This is a genomic window from Mesorhizobium sp. M0119 (genome assembly GCF_040322615.1).
Taxonomy (GTDB): Bacteria; Pseudomonadota; Alphaproteobacteria; order Rhizobiales; family Rhizobiaceae; genus Mesorhizobium.
Genome location: NZ_JAMYTU010000042.1, coordinates 1 through 16,655 on the forward strand (window position 1 = coordinate 1; position 16,655 = coordinate 16,655).

Annotated in this window: 13 protein-coding genes and 1 pseudogene; 3 read left to right on the forward strand and 11 right to left on the reverse strand. The window is 63.9% G+C overall.

Features of this window, described 5'->3' with window-relative positions:
* Positions 1-208 precede the first annotated feature (208 nt).
* Positions 209-964: pseudogene (locus tag NKJ40_RS26300) on the forward strand (IS5 family transposase).
* Here the strand turns inward: NKJ40_RS26300 and NKJ40_RS26305 are convergent.
* The 3 genes from NKJ40_RS26305 to NKJ40_RS26315 form a co-directional block, all read right to left on the reverse strand.
* Complete coding sequence (locus tag NKJ40_RS26305) at positions 952-1,950, reverse strand: NAD(P)H-dependent flavin oxidoreductase (protein WP_036246111.1); 999 nt, start codon at positions 1,948-1,950, stop codon at positions 952-954. The pseudogene NKJ40_RS26300 and the gene NKJ40_RS26305 overlap by 13 nt on opposite strands.
* Before the next feature lie 398 nt (positions 1,951-2,348).
* On the reverse strand, positions 2,349-4,589 hold the full coding sequence (locus NKJ40_RS26310) for a relaxase/mobilization nuclease domain-containing protein (RefSeq protein WP_352468573.1): 2,241 nt from the start codon (positions 4,587-4,589) through the stop codon (positions 2,349-2,351).
* Positions 4,586-4,993 (reverse strand): hypothetical protein, encoded by a 408-nt coding sequence (locus NKJ40_RS26315; protein WP_023723225.1) that lies wholly within the window; start codon positions 4,991-4,993, stop codon positions 4,586-4,588. The genes NKJ40_RS26310 and NKJ40_RS26315 overlap by 4 nt, the downstream gene beginning before the upstream one ends.
* A gap of 475 nt (positions 4,994-5,468) precedes the next feature.
* Here NKJ40_RS26315 and NKJ40_RS26320 point away from each other — a divergent pair, with 475 nt between their 5' ends.
* Both NKJ40_RS26320 and NKJ40_RS26325 read left to right on the forward strand, forming a co-directional pair.
* Positions 5,469-6,149: a nucleotide-binding protein gene (locus NKJ40_RS26320; RefSeq protein WP_352468592.1), complete on the forward strand. Its 681-nt coding sequence runs from the start codon at positions 5,469-5,471 to the stop codon at positions 6,147-6,149.
* A complete protein-coding gene (locus tag NKJ40_RS26325; RefSeq protein WP_352468574.1) occupies positions 6,146-6,553 on the forward strand; it encodes a hypothetical protein in 408 nt (135 codons plus the stop codon). The genes NKJ40_RS26320 and NKJ40_RS26325 overlap by 4 nt, the downstream gene beginning before the upstream one ends.
* 119 nt (positions 6,554-6,672) lie before the next feature.
* Here the strand turns inward: NKJ40_RS26325 and NKJ40_RS26330 are convergent, their stop codons facing one another.
* The 8 genes from NKJ40_RS26330 to NKJ40_RS26365 form a co-directional block, all read right to left on the reverse strand.
* The gene (locus NKJ40_RS26330) at positions 6,673-7,014 is read right to left on the reverse strand and encodes a hypothetical protein (protein ID WP_352468575.1); all 342 of its coding nucleotides are present in this window, start codon (positions 7,012-7,014) and stop codon (positions 6,673-6,675) included.
* Positions 7,015-7,072: 58 nt separating this feature from the next.
* Entirely contained in the window at positions 7,073-7,396 is a 324-nt protein-coding gene (locus NKJ40_RS26335; protein ID WP_006205585.1) for a DUF736 domain-containing protein, read from the reverse strand.
* 708 nt (positions 7,397-8,104) lie between these two features.
* The gene (locus NKJ40_RS26340; RefSeq protein WP_352468576.1) at positions 8,105-8,350 is read right to left on the reverse strand and encodes a hypothetical protein; all 246 of its coding nucleotides are present in this window, start codon (positions 8,348-8,350) and stop codon (positions 8,105-8,107) included.
* A gap of 577 nt (positions 8,351-8,927) precedes the next feature.
* On the reverse strand, positions 8,928-9,350 hold the full coding sequence (locus tag NKJ40_RS26345; protein WP_352468577.1) for a hypothetical protein: 423 nt from the start codon (positions 9,348-9,350) through the stop codon (positions 8,928-8,930).
* Positions 9,337-9,597, reverse strand: a complete 261-nt coding sequence (locus tag NKJ40_RS26350) for a type II toxin-antitoxin system prevent-host-death family antitoxin (RefSeq protein ID WP_352468578.1) — start codon at positions 9,595-9,597, stop codon at positions 9,337-9,339. Before NKJ40_RS26350 ends, NKJ40_RS26345 begins: the two co-directional genes overlap by 14 nt.
* Positions 9,598-9,659: 62 nt before the next feature.
* Positions 9,660-10,601 carry a DUF2493 domain-containing protein gene (locus tag NKJ40_RS26355; protein WP_352468579.1) on the reverse strand — a complete coding sequence of 314 codons (942 nt, stop codon included), beginning with the start codon at positions 10,599-10,601 and terminating at the stop codon, positions 9,660-9,662.
* 268 nt (positions 10,602-10,869) lie between these two features.
* On the reverse strand, positions 10,870-11,907 hold the full coding sequence (locus NKJ40_RS26360) for a DUF7146 domain-containing protein (protein WP_352468580.1): 1,038 nt from the start codon (positions 11,905-11,907) through the stop codon (positions 10,870-10,872).
* 12 nt (positions 11,908-11,919) lie between these two features.
* Positions 11,920-16,539 (reverse strand): strawberry notch-like NTP hydrolase domain-containing protein, encoded by a 4,620-nt coding sequence (locus NKJ40_RS26365; RefSeq protein WP_352468581.1) that lies wholly within the window; start codon positions 16,537-16,539, stop codon positions 11,920-11,922.
* Between the last annotated feature and the right edge of the window lie 116 nt (positions 16,540-16,655).

Below are 16,655 nucleotides of genomic sequence, written 5' to 3' on the forward strand. Positions count from 1 at the left end.
CGCTCAGCGGCAGCGCAAGATCGTTCATGGTGGGTGTGGTCTCCGGGAAATGGTTCGGATCGGCTTAAGCAACCAAATCCTACGTCATTTCAACGGCTTGCGCCACATCCACCAACCCCCATGAATTTTTCAGGCTAGGATCCGGACCCATAAAGGGATTCCACTGACGGTGGTTTTATGAGTCACGGTCTCCCAAGGGAGGCCACAAATGAATCGCGATTATTTCTGGCTGACGGAGGAGCAGGTTTCGCGGCCGCAGGCGCTGCTGCCAACCGACACGCGCGGCAAGCCAAGAGTCGATGACCGCCGAGCGATTAGCGGCATCGTCCATGTCCTCAAGTCCGGCGGCCGCTGGGTCGATGCCCCGCAAGTCTACGGGCCGAGAAAGACGCTCTACAATAGCTTTGTCCGATGGGCTGCCAAAGGCGTTTGGGTCGACATCTTCCACGCCCTGGCCTCGGCTGGCGGTCCTCCGGCTGAGGTCCTGATCGACTCTTCGGCCGTGAAGGCGCATCGCTGCGCTTCTGGCGGCAAAGGGGGGAGCAAAATCAGGCGATCGGCCGGTCGCGCGGTGGGCGAACCACGAAGATCCACGCCCTGACCGATGGCCTGTGCCGCCCGATCGCTTTCCTCTTGACCGGTGGCCAGGTCGCCGATTGCAGCGCCGGAGATTTGCTTCTGGAGCAGATGCCCAAGAGCCCGATCCTGCACGCCGACAAGGGCTATGATACCAATGCCATTCGCCACAGGTCTAGGCTAAAGGGGCGATGCCGAACATTCCGCCGAAGCCAACCGGCGCTGGAAGAACTGCTTCTCCCCGTTCCTCTACCGTGATCGCAACGCCATCGAGCGCATGTTCGGACGGCTCAAGGATTTCCGCCGCATCGCCACCAGATACGATCGATCGGCCACGAACTTCCTCGCTGCCGTCTGCCTAGCCGCTACGGTCAGTTACTGGCTGTGACAGTTGTCCTCGACAAACAGAAGCGAACTTGCGCCCTGAAGCAGGGTGATCGCTTCAGAAACGGTGCGAAGGAGTATGTCACTCGCCGGCTCGATGTCGTGGATGAGGCCGGCGGCCTCACCAATCATGATCGCGGCTATTGTGGGATCGCCGCTTGCCCACGCTTCCCGGTAGGCAGCGGACTGCGCGTCAATGTCGGCGAGGAGATGGGCCTCATTGCCGTGCCAGGCTTCCGTAAAAGCATTCTTCCGAACGCGCAGTGAAAACCGCGATGGCCAATCCAGGCGGCGCGCTAGGTCCATCACCGAGGTTCGAACCGTGTCGTCTCCGGTCGCGGCAAGGGCAGCCTGGTGCAGATTTGGATGAACGAGAGCCTCCAACGAGGCCCAGAAACGTGATCCCATCACGACGCCATCAGCGCCAAGCATCAGCGCCGCTGCAAGCCCACGACCATCGGCGATGCCACCGGCCGCGCAGATGAGCGTGTCCGGCGCCCGTCGCCGTACCAAGTTCGCGACCTCCGGAACAAATGTGAATGTCGCTCGCTTCTCACCGTGACCGCCGGCTTCCGCGCCTTGGGCGACGACAATGTCGGCTCCGGCATCAAGAGCGCGGCGCGCGTCGTCGAGGCTCTGGACCTGGCAGATCAAGGGGACCCCGGCGGCCCGTATCGCCGGCGAAAAAGGCGCCGGGTCGCCAAAGGATAGGAAAATCGCACTTGGTCGCCGCTCCAAGGCCTTATCGAGCAGGCGCGGGTTCCTGGCGAGTGACCAAGTTATGAAGCCGCAGCCGACAGGTCGGTTGCCAGATCGCTCGAACTCTCGCGTCAGCCAATCAGCGTCGCCATAGCCGCCGCCGATAAGACCAAGCCCTCCGGCTGAACTGACCGCACCTGCGAGTTCCCCGCCCGATGCGAATGCCATCGGCGCGCTGATGATCGGATGCTGCAGTTTAAGCCGATCAGTGAGACGGGTTACGATGCGCATCATCACTCCAACAGATTGCCTTGAGTATCGCAGGTTCGGTTGATCCTATCGAGCCCCGCTCAGCGCCCCGCGATTAACGGCAACCAGAGCCGCCAGCGCAGTCGACCGACGGTTATGAGTCCGGACCCTAACCCATCAGCAAACTTACGACCGGGCTTCGAGCCCGTCACCGATCGATCCAATGGCGCTGCGGTTACCTGGACGGACCTGAAAACCAGCCTGTCACAGCCTTAGCTTCGGTCCATCCTGCAATGCGGCACAAAGCAGATTTCAAGATCATGCGCGGCGTGAGATCTGCGTGGCCATCATCCTGAATCTCGTAGGCGCCAAATGGGCCTCGGCACATGAGGTCACTAACACTCTCGGTCTCTTTAGCCGCAGGCGGCAGTGAGCTCGGCTCAGCGCTCGTAATCGTTATCATTTGAGCGCTGGGTCTTGCGGTCCTGCTCTTCCGACTGCCGTGCCTTCTGTTTGTTGGCGTCCTTCTGCTTGGCTGCCACCTTCTCCTGCTCGGTGCCGGTGCGCGGCTGCTCCGGCTCGCGGGGATCGTCTCGAGTTGGAAGGTCTCGCCCTCGCGGCTCGCGCTCGGGGATCGGCTCGCCACCGCCACCACCACGACGCTGCTGCTGCCGCTCGAATTGTAGCCGCGCGAGACGGTCGTGCATCTTGTCGTTCACCTCTTCACGATACTGTTCGAACTGTCCTTGATGGGCCGGCGGCAGCGTCTCGCGCATGTTGTCCAGAGCCTGATTGACGCGGGCCATCTGACGCCGCATTTCCAAGGGGGTTTGCGCCATGTTCAAATCTCCTAGCAGTGCATTCAATTCTCTCATACCGGGATGGGACAGGAAAGACTTTTGCCCCGATTGATCAGCTCCGCGACCCGCGGCAGGACCTGGCTGCCCCTCCCCTGTCCGGTCGCGACGGAACTGCAGAAAATTGTTGCCGATCGACTCCGCTGCCGTGAGAGCCTGACCGACTACGCCCGCGGCCCGCATCGTCGTCACAGTCTTTTGCCATGCGGCAGCGATAGCATCGCCGTTCACGACAAGGGATTGCCCATCCAAACGGCGTTGCCGCTTGGCCTCCACCCGCTCGATCGTCCTGGCGCTGACCTGGTAGCGCGGATCGCTCTGGGCGCGGCTGTAGGCTCCGGCATGCTCCTTCGTGAACGGACGCGTCATCGCATGGTCCATGCGCCGCGTCGCCACCATCGCAATGCCGTTCTCGCGTGCCTTTTCAGCAAAGGCCTCGCGCCAGGCCACCAGATCTGGCTTGTTGAATTTGAGGCGCTCGCCGTCGGCAGAGCGTGCCTGCACCATCGCATGGATATGGACGTGCTTGGTGTCCTTGTGATGCGCCAGGACGAACTTGTATCCTGGCGCTCGCTCCTCGAGCACGGCGCGCGCCGCAGCCATGACGGCGTTGGCATCGGTGCCGGCTCTTGCCGAGAAAAGCAGGTGATAGGCATTGCGCCGCTCACGCCCCGAAAACTGCGGGCGCCATTGTTCATAGATCGAAGCCGCCGCCTTGGTGGAGCTTTTCACAGCAGGCACAGGCTCGCCATTTGCGTGGCGGATGTGGCTGTGGGTGCGGATGAACTTCTGCAGGAAATATTTCGCTTTGGGTTCACGGCTCACGGCCGCCGTTACCTCTGCCTTGGCGACCACCCCCGCCTCGCCCATGGCTTCAGACAGGCGCGCTTCGATCTTGTCGAGCGCCTTGCTGCGCGAATTTTTTTCCCGACCGCCGGCGAGCACCTTGGCAAGCGGTCCGGCCCGCTCATCGGTATGCGCGTAAACCTCCACCGTCTGTCCATCCTGCGCATAGATGAACGGTTTTGCCCCGAAGGCCTTGCTCAGCGCCTCGCTCAAGGCGGCATCGGTGACCTCGCTAGCGAGATCGAAGCGAACCTCGATAAAATTGGTGTTTTCCAAGGGCGGTTCGAACGTCTCGCAAAACGATTCCAGGAACGCCTTTCTTGCGGCACCTGTCGCAAGCACCTGCCCGTCCTCGTCGAAAATCTCGATGTCGTGTTTCTCGCCTTTTTCGTCCTCGCGCTTCCCGATGTAATTGAGCAGCCGGGCGGCAGCTTCCTTGGTCGATGGCGGATTGGGCATGACCTTGAACACGGCAGGCTGCGCGCCCGCCGCATAGCCTGCCCGTGCCGCCACGGCCCGCGCCTGATAGCCCGTCCGCGCCGCTCGTGCCGTACCGCTCGGACGAACAGCACCACGACCACCGCCGCCGCGCCGCTTCCAGTCTTCCTCCTCCTCTTCCGGCCGGAAACCGGCGAGCGTGACGCCATAGATCATGATCGGCGCGCTAGCGGCCTTGGGCGAACTCGCAGCAGCAGTGGACTTCGGTGCCCTGCTGGACATGGAGCTCCCCGCCGCCCCCAATCCTCCCGGCGACGAACAATGGGCGCTCCTGCCGCCACCTGCCGTCGAGCCGCCTCCTTGCCCGAGGCGTCCGCCGCCACCGGTCCGCTCATAACTCTTCATCACCTGGAATTCACCGGCCGCGCGTCGGATGCCCGTCACGGACTTGTCGTCGTCGAGCTCCTCACGCTTCACGCCGGACTCGCCCCGCAGATAGCGTTCGATTTCGGCCGCGTAGCCAGCAAGACGACCGCTCATGGCCTGGCCTCCCTCGCCTTGCGTGACCCGCCAGTCATCGCCTTCAGTTCCTCGCGAAACTGCCGCACCAGGTTGCCCACGGCGACCAGCGCCTGTTCAAGATCCTCATCGTGGGCAACACGGCCGTCGTTCATGGCGCGCACGGCCTGATTGAAATTGATGCCAACGCGCCGCAGCTGATCGGTCATGTCCACGATCGCCGGCCGCAACGCCTCTGATGCGATAGGCAGATGCCCGACCTCTGCCCGCACCAGACGCCGGACGACCTCGCTGACGGTAACGCCGTCTCGCTCCGCAATGGCTTTAAGGTTGGCCAGCTCGTCAGCCGAAAACCGGATGTGCGTCACCTCGCCGTAGCGTCGTGACGCGTTCTGTACCGCTGCTTTCTGGGCGCCTGCATCCATCTCTCAAGCCCGCTTGCGGGCGCTAAGGCCCGACAGGGCCGCGCCGCCTATTTTGTGTGTATCACAAAATAGGCTATCCTGCCAGAGGAGATGGAAAAGGACAAAGCCGACGTTCCTTTCTCACCAGCCCAGTTGTCAACCGCAGCGGGCCGGTCGCGATGTGTTTCCATCGTGACTTGATGTAGTGTGTCTATGATGCGTTGAGGACTTGTTTCCATGTTAACATGGAAACATCCGCCCTCTGATGCGTAGTCGGAAATGCGCAGTCGATGGGCCACCGGACCTATTCCTTCGCTGCAGATAGCAGCTGCGCAAAAACCGCACCGTGAACGAGCCCTTATTGGTGCGCGCCTGGGTTGCCAAACCAGTCTTCCCCGTTGACTATGTCACCATGTCTCGACCGTGATATTGTTCCATGTTGACTTGTTTCCATGTTAACATGGAAACAAGGAGACAACGCCGGAAGGAGGCCCCCATGATCATATCCGCTGCGATCCCCAAGGGCGGCACTGGCAAATCGACGATGCTGCGCGCCCTCGCATCCGTCGCGCTGCATCGGGGCTATTCGGTCACCCTTATCGACGGCGATCGGCGGCAGAACATGAATCGCTGGTTCCAGATGCTGGGCGACGCTGGCAATTGTCCTGACACGCTCCAGATAGTGAGCGCGATGACCCCGCAGGAAATCCTCCGCGCGGCAGCCACTCACAACGGTGAACGCTCGGTCGTCTTGATCGATACGGAAGGCACCACAAACGATAACCTCATGGCCGGGCTCTTCGCCGCCGATATTGTCGTCGTGCCGGTCTATTTTGCCCTCGACGATGTGACCGCCGCCATCCAGATCACCGACCACTACATCCCACTGGCGGTCGAGAGCCGGGGGAGACCGTTGCCAGCGATATTCGTGCTGACCAAGCAGACCATCATCGATGGCAGGGCGCGAGCTCTGACCGAACTGCGCGCCATCATCCAGGCCAACGGCACGCCCATTGCAGAACACGTCCTGCACAATCGCGTTGCCTACCGCGACCTTCAGACCGGGCAGACCCTTTACAGCCCCGAGCTGCCTGACGCGAAGGCGGTTGCCGAGAGCGAAGGGGTCTTTGACGACCTTCTGCAAACCTTCATCGAAGCCACAAGGAACGCGGCATGAGTGAAGAAACCGCGCCGAAACCCGGTGACGACAAGAAAGCCCGCATGATGAAGGCCATCTCCACGCAGCCGCCAGCGCTGCCGAGCCTGTTCATCCCACCAAAGGTCGAGACGTCAGGGACCAGGCAGCAAGCTACGCCACAGATGCAGGAACCGACAAAGCCGTCCCCGGCAGCCGGGCCCGATTTTCGCAAGCTGCTGCGGCAGGGTCAGAAAAAGGACCCCATCGCCGGAAAGAAGATTCGCGAGGAGGAGATGATCCGCTGCGGTTACTACCTGACGGCTGCGGAGCAGCGGCAGTTCAAGTTGCTGGCGATCAGCAACGGGCACAGCATGACCGAACTGCTGCGAAAGGCTGTGCAGGATTATATCCGCATTCATAAGCACAAACTGCCGAAGGAATAATCAGCGGTCGGGAGTCGCTATCGCATGCCGCGACGGGTGATGTTCGTGGCTCTTTTGCGACGCGCAAAAAAAGGGCCCGCGACGGAGCACTCCGTCGCGGGCCCTTGAGACGTGTTTGCCTACTTGGGTTGGTTGAGGTGTTTCAGCACCTCGCCGAGGATTGCGTCTCGCACCGGACGCCCGCTGGCTGCCGCTTTGTCGTCGACCAGCTTTGCGGTCAGTTTGGGCGACAGCGGCATGAAGTCGTAGCCGTGTGAGATGGCTGCATGGCGAAGATCCTCAAGCGCTTCGGACGCGTGATCGCGGGTGCCAAGCCAGAGCGCGGACTCGTCGGTCACTTCGTGGGGGAACGCTTGCAGGAAGTAGGTGCGAAGCGGTGGGTCGTAACCGATGACAGCGTCTGGATCCGAGCGGACTTTTCCGGTGACGGTGCCAGTGACAGTGATGGTGTAGCGGCTCATTGCAACCTCCTTTTGCCGGTGGGGAAGCCGGCCCGTCGCGGGGCCGGCCCCCAATGCCTCACTGGGGGTTGTTCCAGAGGATGACCTTCTTGTTTTCCTCGCCACCCGGGGCGGGAGCGAGATTGCCGAAGATGACGCCGATCTCGGGGGCCTCCAGCTTGACCGAGAGGTATTCCTCGCCCGAACGCTGGGAGATGCGGTGCCAGCCGGCTCCGATCTCGAAGCCCGTGCGCTTGTTGACGATCCGGTAGTCGGGGGCGTCCTCGCGCGACTTGTTGGTGTTCGGGATGAGGGTGATCGGGGCATTGACCCGGAGCGTGGCGAAGACGCCTTCCATCGAGCCGTCGGCCTTGGTGGTGAGGTTTGCGATCGTGGTGGCCATGGTAGTTCTCCTTCGGTTGCATCGGGACCATTCCCGATGGCGCCAAAGGAGAGGGCCGTCCTGCTGCGGTCATCTCGGCGAAAATTCTGGAAAATTCTATTTGCCCAAAAATAGCGGGCAGGCCCTTCGCCTGCCCGCAGACAAAAAACAGAAATCGAATTTTCCTGAATATTCGCCGAGTGTACCCCCAACGGGGGTTGACCGCACAAAGCAGGCGGTCGTCTACAAAGGCGACATGAAACGGGAATGGCCCCGGATGCGGCAGATGGACAAGACCTCAGGCCGCCATCGCTTGACCGCCGACGCAATGCTGCCGGATCGCAGGAACAGGCTGCAGCCTCTCGGGTCATGTCGCCTGCGTCGTCAATGCCTCAAACAGCAGCATGGCGCGTGAACCGCCTAGCGCGTTCGGTATGGCGTCACAGCGGTTTCGAGATCGGAGCCGACTGGCAGCGAACTTCACGCCCTCTGGGCGATGCCTCGCAGCCAGGTTGGATGACCAAGCAAGCCAGGATGTTCGGCACACTTTCACCCGCTTCAGATGCGAGACGGGTCAAGATGAACCATCCGTACAACGCCCCGCGGCTCTGCGCGTGGACCGGTTTCGAAAGGGGCCGGCTCCGTCCGCTCATACAAGTGATTAGGCGGCGAGGAGCCGGATCACATATCGGATTGAACCCGCAGGGCCTGTCGGCAGGACCGCATCCATCATCCTGGCAACGTTAGACGCTCATCCGGCGTCATGCGGGCTTCGGCTTGGCGGCGAATGTCCGGATCAGCATGGCGGAGCATCGCGCACCAGTCTTCCACATTGTACGTGGTCGCCATCCGGCCCCTGGCCAGATCGTAAATGACGCACGGCTTGTTCGCGATGGCGAGCCGAAGCACGTTGACGGCCGTGCCCGGTGATGCGCCGTCCCAGACCATCATCCCAAAGTCGGCGCGCCGCACCATCTCCCGGTCCTTGGCGGCGTGGAACCAGTGCTCGTGAGCTCCTTCAGGAGAAGGAACATGGTAGGCGGCCCAGTCGCCCAGATTGTTGCGGGGTTCCTTGCCGGCATGGAAGACCCCGACGTGCTCGTACTTGTAGCCGGCGAGCAGGCCTGCGCCTCGGCATCGGCTCCAGGCGCGTCGCCAACCAGCACGCCGTGCTCGGCAGCAACGATTGCGCCGATGCGAGCGATGGCAGGTTCCGGCAGCTCGAATATGTCGCGTGATCCACCTATGAATATCATCGACATGGTGACTTTCCCTTCTCTCCCGCGTCCCCCGCCCCGCGCCGGCCGCCCTCTCCCCTGGCCCTGCGCGAGGGATCGTCACCCGAAGGCCGAGACGGCAAAGCTGGCTCGGGAAGCGGCGGGACGCCGCGACGAGAGCCCGGCCGGCCGCAGGCCGGCGCGCCCGGATCCTGCAACTGCCGGAGGCGCTACGCGCATCTGGCTAGTTGCGCTTCGCGCTTGGAGCTAGTGGTCTTTGTCGGCCAGCCAGAGGCTCACGTCCTGGATCGAGCGCATGGCCGCGAAAGAGAACGTCAATCCAGACGGCTGACGCGGCGGCCCTCGCTGCGCCCTTCGACAAAGGCGCCTGCGATTTTCATCATGAATGCCTTGCTGAAACGACCGAGGGGCTTACCGTCGGCTTCGATGTACCAGGAGCGTTCGGCAATATCGTAGTTGTATTCGTCAACCACGATCCAGCAGCGTTTGAGATCGGTCAGACCGGCGCGGCGGCACTCGATAGTGGAGATTTCCAAACCGACCCGATCGCTGGTTGGTGGCTGGGTGGTTATCGCCAGGAGCGCGAGATGGGTCAGGCCATCTCTTGCGCCGCGGACAGCGATGACCACGCAGGTGGGCCGGCTCTTGCGGTCTTCCGTTTCGCCGCGCTCGTGTTGCCATGCCCAAAGATACGGGTAGGAGATCACCTGACCAGGCAGGAATCTACCGCTCCTCATCGTATCCTTCCCCGCGCGCCAATCGGTCGATCTCGGCGGCGAAGAGTTCCGTGTGTTCCTCCGGCATCTCGGAGACACGGTATGCGCGGCGGGGATCGCCGCCGATGCGCATCCGTTCGTAGTGCTCGTAACTCATCAGCACGAACCGGGGTTTCCGGTGCTTGGTAAGAATAACGGGTTCGCGGCTGGCAACGTCGGTGACGTCGCCAACCTGCTTGTTGAGATCCCCCGTCGTGAACTGGCGCATGGCTGGACTCCTTATCGATCTCCATATTATCTGGATTTTCTAGATTTGCAAGAAAACGGCGCTCACGCGCCGTCCTCCGCGAACCGCCACACGGGGATGCCGAGCCGACGCGCCTTGTCGGCAAGGTTCTCGGTGATGCCGGAGCCGGGAAAGACGATCAGGCCGTAGGGCACCACCGAGAGAAGCTGGTCGTTGCGGCGGAACGGAGCCGCCTTGGCGTGCCGGGTCCAGTCCGGCTTGAAGGCGATCTGGGTGACCTTGCGGTTCTCGGCCCAGCAGGCGGCGATGCGTTCGGCGCCACGCGGGCTGCCGCCGTGGAGCAGGACCATGTCGGGATGCTTCTCGCGGGCCTTGTCGAGCGCGTTCCAGATCCGGTCGTGATCGTTGCAGTCGAGACCACCGGCGAAGGCAATCTTGGTGCCGGCAGGAACGAGCACCTCGGTTTCGGCGTGGCGGCGGGCGGCGAGGAAGTCTCTGGAGTCGATCACCGAAGCGGTCATCGCCTGGTGGGAGACCTTGGAGCCGGTGCGCGGCCGCCATGCCGATCCGGTTTGTGCCTCGTAGAGGTCGGCAGCCTCATCGCGCATGATTTCCAGCACGTTGCGGCGCTCGATGTAGGTGATGCCCTCGGCGGTGAGCCGTTCCAGCTCGACCGACTTCACCTCGGAACCGTCCTGTTCCTGCTGGCTCAAGCGCTGGGCCTCCTCGTTGCGGTCGAGGCTGCGGGCGACGCGCTCGGCGGCACGGTGGAAGACGTTTGCGAACGACCAGAGCAGGTCGTCGAGATCGGGTTCGAGCCTGGTGTCGCCGAGCATGCCGGCCAAGGTCTCGACGATCCCGGCGAGGCCAGTCCGGATCACCTCGTCGTCGGGAAGTGGCCGAGGATCAGGTTCGTCCTGATGCGGACGGTGGCCGTACATCTGCAGTTCGAGGATGACGCGGTCGGTCGGCGAGGAGGCGTGGTAGGGCTCGTAGGCGTCGTCGAGAGGAAGCTCGTAGGTCACGGCGTGTCTCCGTCGGTTGTGGCCGCCCCCAACGCGGCCAGACAGCGCATACCCGCCGCCGGCCCCCCCCCGCCGCCCCCCACCGCGGCGCGCCCCCGCGGGGCCGGGCCCCCCCCTGGGGGCGGGGGGCGTGGGGGGGGGGGGGGGGGGGGGGGGGGGTGGGGGCGCGTCGGGGGCGGGGGGGGGGGGCGGCCTCTCTGGTGGAGCGCCGCCATGTCTGCAGGCTGTCCGGCGACGCCGCGCCGGCCCGCGTGCCGGCCCGACCCATTCATCCGGGCGGCAGGAAGAGACGGGCATCCTCCGGGACGAGCTGGTCACTGAGCCATGCCGCGAGATGGGCCGGGCCGAGATGACGCAGGTCGTCGTTGAAATCGCCGAGCTGCGGCCGCAACACCAGGGCGAGGATCCCGGCTTCGCCGGCTCGCTGGCTGAGACGCTCGATGCCGTGCCGGCCGGCGGCATCGGCATCGGCCGCGATGTAGAGGCGACGGCAGCCAGGCGGCAAGGTCAGGCCGGCGAGGTGATTGGCCGAAGTGGCGGCGGCAACCGGCAGCGCCGGCATCACCGTCCGGAGCGACGCCATCGTCTCGAACCCCTCGCCGGCGGCCATGACGGGCGCACCGGGCTGGTGGCCGAGCCATATGGCGTTGCCAAGAAGATGCCCGAGCGAGCGGCGGGGATCGGCGAGCTGCGCCTTGCCGTTGCCCGAAGCATCGAGCCAGGTGCGTTGCAGGCCTGTGGTCTGCCCGTTGAGGTTGGTGACAGCGGCAATCAGCGCAGGAAGCGTCCGCGTCTCGCCCGTTACGAGATCTCTGTAGTAACAGCCGGGATGGAAGCGCAGGGCACGCTCACGTGGGGAGAGCAGAATGCCGCGGCCGGCAAGATAGCGTTCGGCCAACGTGCCGGCGATCGGCTGGGACATGCCGAACAGGCGACGCGCGGCGTCGGGAGAGCCGCGTTTCGCGGCTAGCTGGCGCCGCGCGTCAGGAGCTTGGGGCGGTGGCAGCGGCATGGAGAGGAAGCGACGTGCTTCATCCGCGACCTCGCGGAAGTCGACCAGACCACAGCTCTGCTCGATGACGTCAAGCAGGTCGCCATATTCTCCCGATGACTCGTCGACCCATTTTCCGGCTGCCTTGCCGCCAACCGCCTTGAGCCGCACATGCATGGAACGGCCGCGTGTGTTGCGGACATCGCCCACCATCCAGTAATTGCCCGAGCGATGGCCCTTGGAGAGATATTCGCGGCACACCGCCTCGGCATGATCGCCAAGGCGGCGTGCCAGCTCGGAGGCCGAGGCGGTCATGATCGCCTCCCCTCAAGCCGCCGAGGTACGGTCGGTGACGCCAACCAGCGTGTGGCGATCGAAGAGGGAGGCGAGGATGGAGGACCCTTCCTCGGTCGTCGGGATGAACAGCCGGAGCTTCCAGGAGATGATCTCGGCGATCAGTCCCAGCGCCTTCAGCCGGGGAACCATGGCATCGATGAAGCCGATCAATTCGACACGGTAGTCGTTCATGACGCGGCTGCGGCGCAGAATCAGGCCATCGGCGAGTTGCAGTCCGATCCGTCCGTCGACAAGCCCGGTCCAGGCATCTTCCGGCGCGAGCTTGGGTACATCGTCGAACCCCAGATTGCGCAACATGGTCGCGAAAAGAGTCGGCGCGATGTGACGACCGATGATGCGTTCGCCGGCATCGGTCTGGATCCGGTAGACCTGACAATCATGATCCGGCAGCCGACGCCAGATCGGCAACAGCAGACCCGTCACGATGTGAAAGGTGCTGGTGGTGAACTCCGGGACGGCGGTGACTTCTGCCTGCCACAGCTCGCAGAACAGTTTTCGGTCGGCGGGCTGCCAGTGGGTCTCGGCAAGGGCGTCGAGACCGAAGCGCAGTTCGTCCGTCGGCCGCAGCAGGCGCACTCGGTGTTCGACGGTTCCGTCGTCGAGCATCAGGCTCGCCGTGGGAACCCGGATCGCCGTGCGGTTCGATCGCGTGTTCACCAACAGAACCGCTTGCGGTTCCGCCCGGACGATGGCCAGCGCGTCGACGAGGCTGAGCGGCCGTGTACGGTCCTTGCGCGCGACGGTCAGCACATGCGACTGCGCGCCCGAGACCGGGTGCGAGTAGACGGTGCGGCGATCGGTGACGACGATGCTCTCCGCCGTGATCGTCTCCAGACCTTTGTCATAGGAGCCGGCAGCGATCGCGCCCTCGACCTTCGCCGCCATCAACTGCTCGAACACCTCGAACAGCAGGTTCTGGGTTTCGATGCGCAGCGCCAGCAGGCGATTGAGCCAGGTCGTGATCGGCGGCAGTTCGTCGCGCAGCCCGCCCTCGTCAGTCGTCAGCGACAGGCCGGTCACGGTCTCGAAGGTCGTGAGCGAGCAGCCCTCGATCCTGCCCTGATGCAGCAGCATGTAGAATTGGCGAAGTGCGGCCCGCGCGTAGGGGCTTTCGAGATTGTCCTCGGCACGGAACAGCCCTGCCCCGCCGGTCTGGCGCTGGCCGCGCGTGATCGCGCCCAGCGTGTCAAGCCGCCTGGCGATCGTCGACAGGAAGCGTTTGCCGGCCTTCACATTGGCGGCCATGGGCCGGAACAGCGGCGGTTGCTTCTGATTTGTGCGGTGGGTCCGCCCGAGACCCTGGATGGCGTTGTCCGCGCGCCAGCCGGCCTCGAGCAGATAGTGCTTGCGCAGCCTCTGGTTCCTGACCCCGAGATCGGCGTGATACGAACGGCCGGTACCGCCGGCGTCCGAAAAGATCAGCACGCGCTTCTCGTCATCCATAAAGCTCTGGGTCTCGGCGAGATTGGCCGAGCCAGGGCGATTCTCGACGGCAAGCCGGTCGATGCCGTCGCGGCCGGTCTTCTTCACGATGCGGCGGGACCGGCCGGTCACCTCGGCGACGGTGTCGGCGCCAAAGTGATGGATGATCTGATCGAGCGCGCTACCGACCGGCGGCAGCGATGCGAGTTTTTCGATCATCTCGTCGCGCCGGCGAACAGCCTCCCGGCATTGAACCGGGTTGCCATCTTCGTCGTGGACAGGCCGCGAACAGACATAGCCTTCGGCGTCCGAATATTCCTCGAACAACTGGGTGGGGAAGGAGTGCATCAAGTACCCGCCGACATACTCGCGCGGCGTGACGTCGACATGCAGGTCCGACCATTCCTCGGTCGGGATCTCGGCAAGGCGTCGTTCCATCAGCGCTTCGCCCGTCGAGACAATCTGCACGACTGCCGAATGGCCATCGGCAAGATCCTGTCCGATCGCGCCGATCAGGGTCGGCGTCATCGTCGAGGTAATCAAATGCGAGAAAAAACGTTGCTTGGTGCTCTCGAACGCCGAGCGCGCCGCCGCCTTGGCGTTGCGGTTCAGCGTGCCGGACTCACTGGTGATGTTGGTCGCCTCGAGTGCGGCGGTCAGGTTGTTGTGGATGACCTGGAAGGCGTCCGCATAGCCGTTGTAGATGCGAATCTGCTCGTCGGTCAGCTCATGCTCGAGCAAGTCGTATTCGACACCGTCATAGGAGAGCGAACGCGCCGTATAGAGGCCAAGCGACTTGAGATCGCGGGCGAGCACTTCCATCGCCGCGACACCGCCGTCCTCGATTGCTGCCACGAACTCGGCTCGGTTGGCGAATGGAAAATCCTCGCTGCCCCAGATGCCGAGACGCTGCGCATAGGCGAGGTTCTCGACGGCGGTCGCACCGGTCGCGGAAACGTAGACGACGCGCGCGTCGGGAAGGGCGTGCTGCAGCCGCAGCCCCGCCCTGCCCTGCTGCGAGGGCGCGACGTCGCCACGCTCGCTTTTGCCGCCAGCGGCATTGGCCATGGCGTGCGCCTCGTCAAAGATGATGACGCCATCGAAAGATTTTTTGGCCCCCGACTGGTTTTCTCCAATCCCTGTCTGGCTTTCTTTAATCCCCGTCGGGCCTTCGTTCCTTCCCGCCGAGTTTTCTCTGTTCCCCGTCGGGCATTCGTCCCTCCTCGCCGGCTTCTCTCCAGTCCCCGCCGGGCCTTCGGCCCTCGCCTCTTGTCCAACCCAGTCGAGGATCTGGCCTATCCGGGATTTCTTGCCTCCCCGTTCCTGCGAGCGGAGCGTGGCGTAGGTCGTGAACAGGATGCCCTCGGCAAGGCGGATCGGCGTGCCCTGCCGATAGCGCGACAGTGGCTGGACGAGGAGTTTTTCCTGGCCAAGTGCCGCCCAATCGCGCTGAGCGTCCTCAAGCAATTTGTCCGACTTGGAAATCCAGATTGCACGGCGGCGGCCCTGCAGCCAATTGTCGAGGATGATGCCGGCGACTTGCCGTCCCTTGCCGCAGCCGGTTCCATCGCCCAAAAACCATCCACGGCGAAAGCGGACAGCGTTCGCAGCACCTTCTGGCGCGGCCGAGACGACATCGCAGGTTTCGTCGACCGTCCAGGTCCCGGCGAGATAGCCGCAATGGGCTTCGCCGGCGTAGATGACGCTTTCGAGCTGGGCGTCCGACAGCAGGCCCTCGTCGATGATCTCATCAGGAAGAAGCGGGCGATAGGAAGGTTTTGGCGGCGCCACGGCGGCCATTGCGGCCGACTGCACGAGCGGCGTCGGATGCGGTTTTGCGCGGGGAATGTCGATCGACTGGAGCGCGTAGGGTTCGTAGATCGTGTCGGTGAGCCGGCCGCCCTCCTCCGGCATCCAGTCGCGTAGCTCATAGGCGAGGGGGACCGCCGGCGTGCTGTTTGCCTTGACCTGGCGGGCGGGTTTCGCCTGCGCAATCGGGCGGAACGGTTGGATGGCCTTCGGAGCAGCCGTTGAGACAGCGAGGGGTGCGGCTCTCGCCCCCGATCGGGCACCCATGTGCGCTGCTGCCTTCCTCAGGATCCCGTGCGACAGAGCGCCGATCGAATCCGGAAAGCCGCCCGGTGTCCGGGGCGGCAGATCCGTGATCCAGGAGAGCAACGTTTCGACATCTGCGGCCTTGCCGGGCGACCGGATGAAGCCGGTCGGGTCGGTGGCCGGTACCTTGTCGATAATTGTCAGGCGGGTCTCAGTGGTGGTGCCATGGCGGGCATAGACACGGCCGTCGATCGCTGCGGTGAAGACAATGGTGCCCTGCTGCTGCAACCGTTCGAAGGCCGGCCGCCATTTGGGGCTTTCCGAAGACAGCCCGGTGCCGGTGATGGCGACCAGGCGCCCGCCCGGACGCAGGCGTGCGAATGCGGAGGAGAGGTGCCGCCATGCCGCATCGGCGACATGGCCGTCGACATAGGCGCCGACGGTGAAGGGCGGATTCATCAAGACGACGGACGGCTTGATCGCAGGTTCGAGATGATCGTCGATATGGGCAGCGTCGTGCCGAGAGACGGGCATGCGCGCAAACAGCAGGCCGAGGAGATCGGCCCGCGTCGCGGCAAGCTCGTTGAGGGCGATCGAGGCGCGCGCCATCTCGGCATGGACGGCGAGCAGACCGGTGCCGGCCGAGGGTTCGAGAACGAGGTCGCAAGATGCGATCGCCGCGGCGTGCGCTGTCACGAAGGCAAGCGGCAAGGGCGTCGACAGCTGCTGCATGGCCTGGCTCTCGTCGGACCGTCGCGTATGGGTGGGAAGAAGGTCGGCGATGCGCTTGATCATCGCCAGCGTTGCCTGGGGCGTGGTGGACCGGGACAGGATCGCAGGGCCGAACCGGCGCAAGAACAGCACCTGGGCGACTTCGAGCGCCTCATAGGCGTCCTTCCAGACCCAGAACCCTTGCGCATCGCTGCCGCCAAAACCTGTCGTCATGGCGGTGCGCAGTGCGGCGGTGGTGACAGGCTTGCCCTGCTCGAGGAAAGGCAGAAGCCGCATTGCCGCTTGATAGATTGCCTGGGCGTTGTTGATGGAGGCCGGCGTCGGCGCGTCGAGGGGAGCGGCAGTCCGCGCAACGGCAGGTGTGGTCGAAACGATGTTCATGGAGATGTCCTTCGCGAGAGGGGAGGCGCCCGCGCCGGCACTCTCTCCGCGCCAGCCGGGCCGCGCTTCTCCCCGCTCCCCTCTGCCTCTGGCGCCGATCCAACAAACGGGTTGCG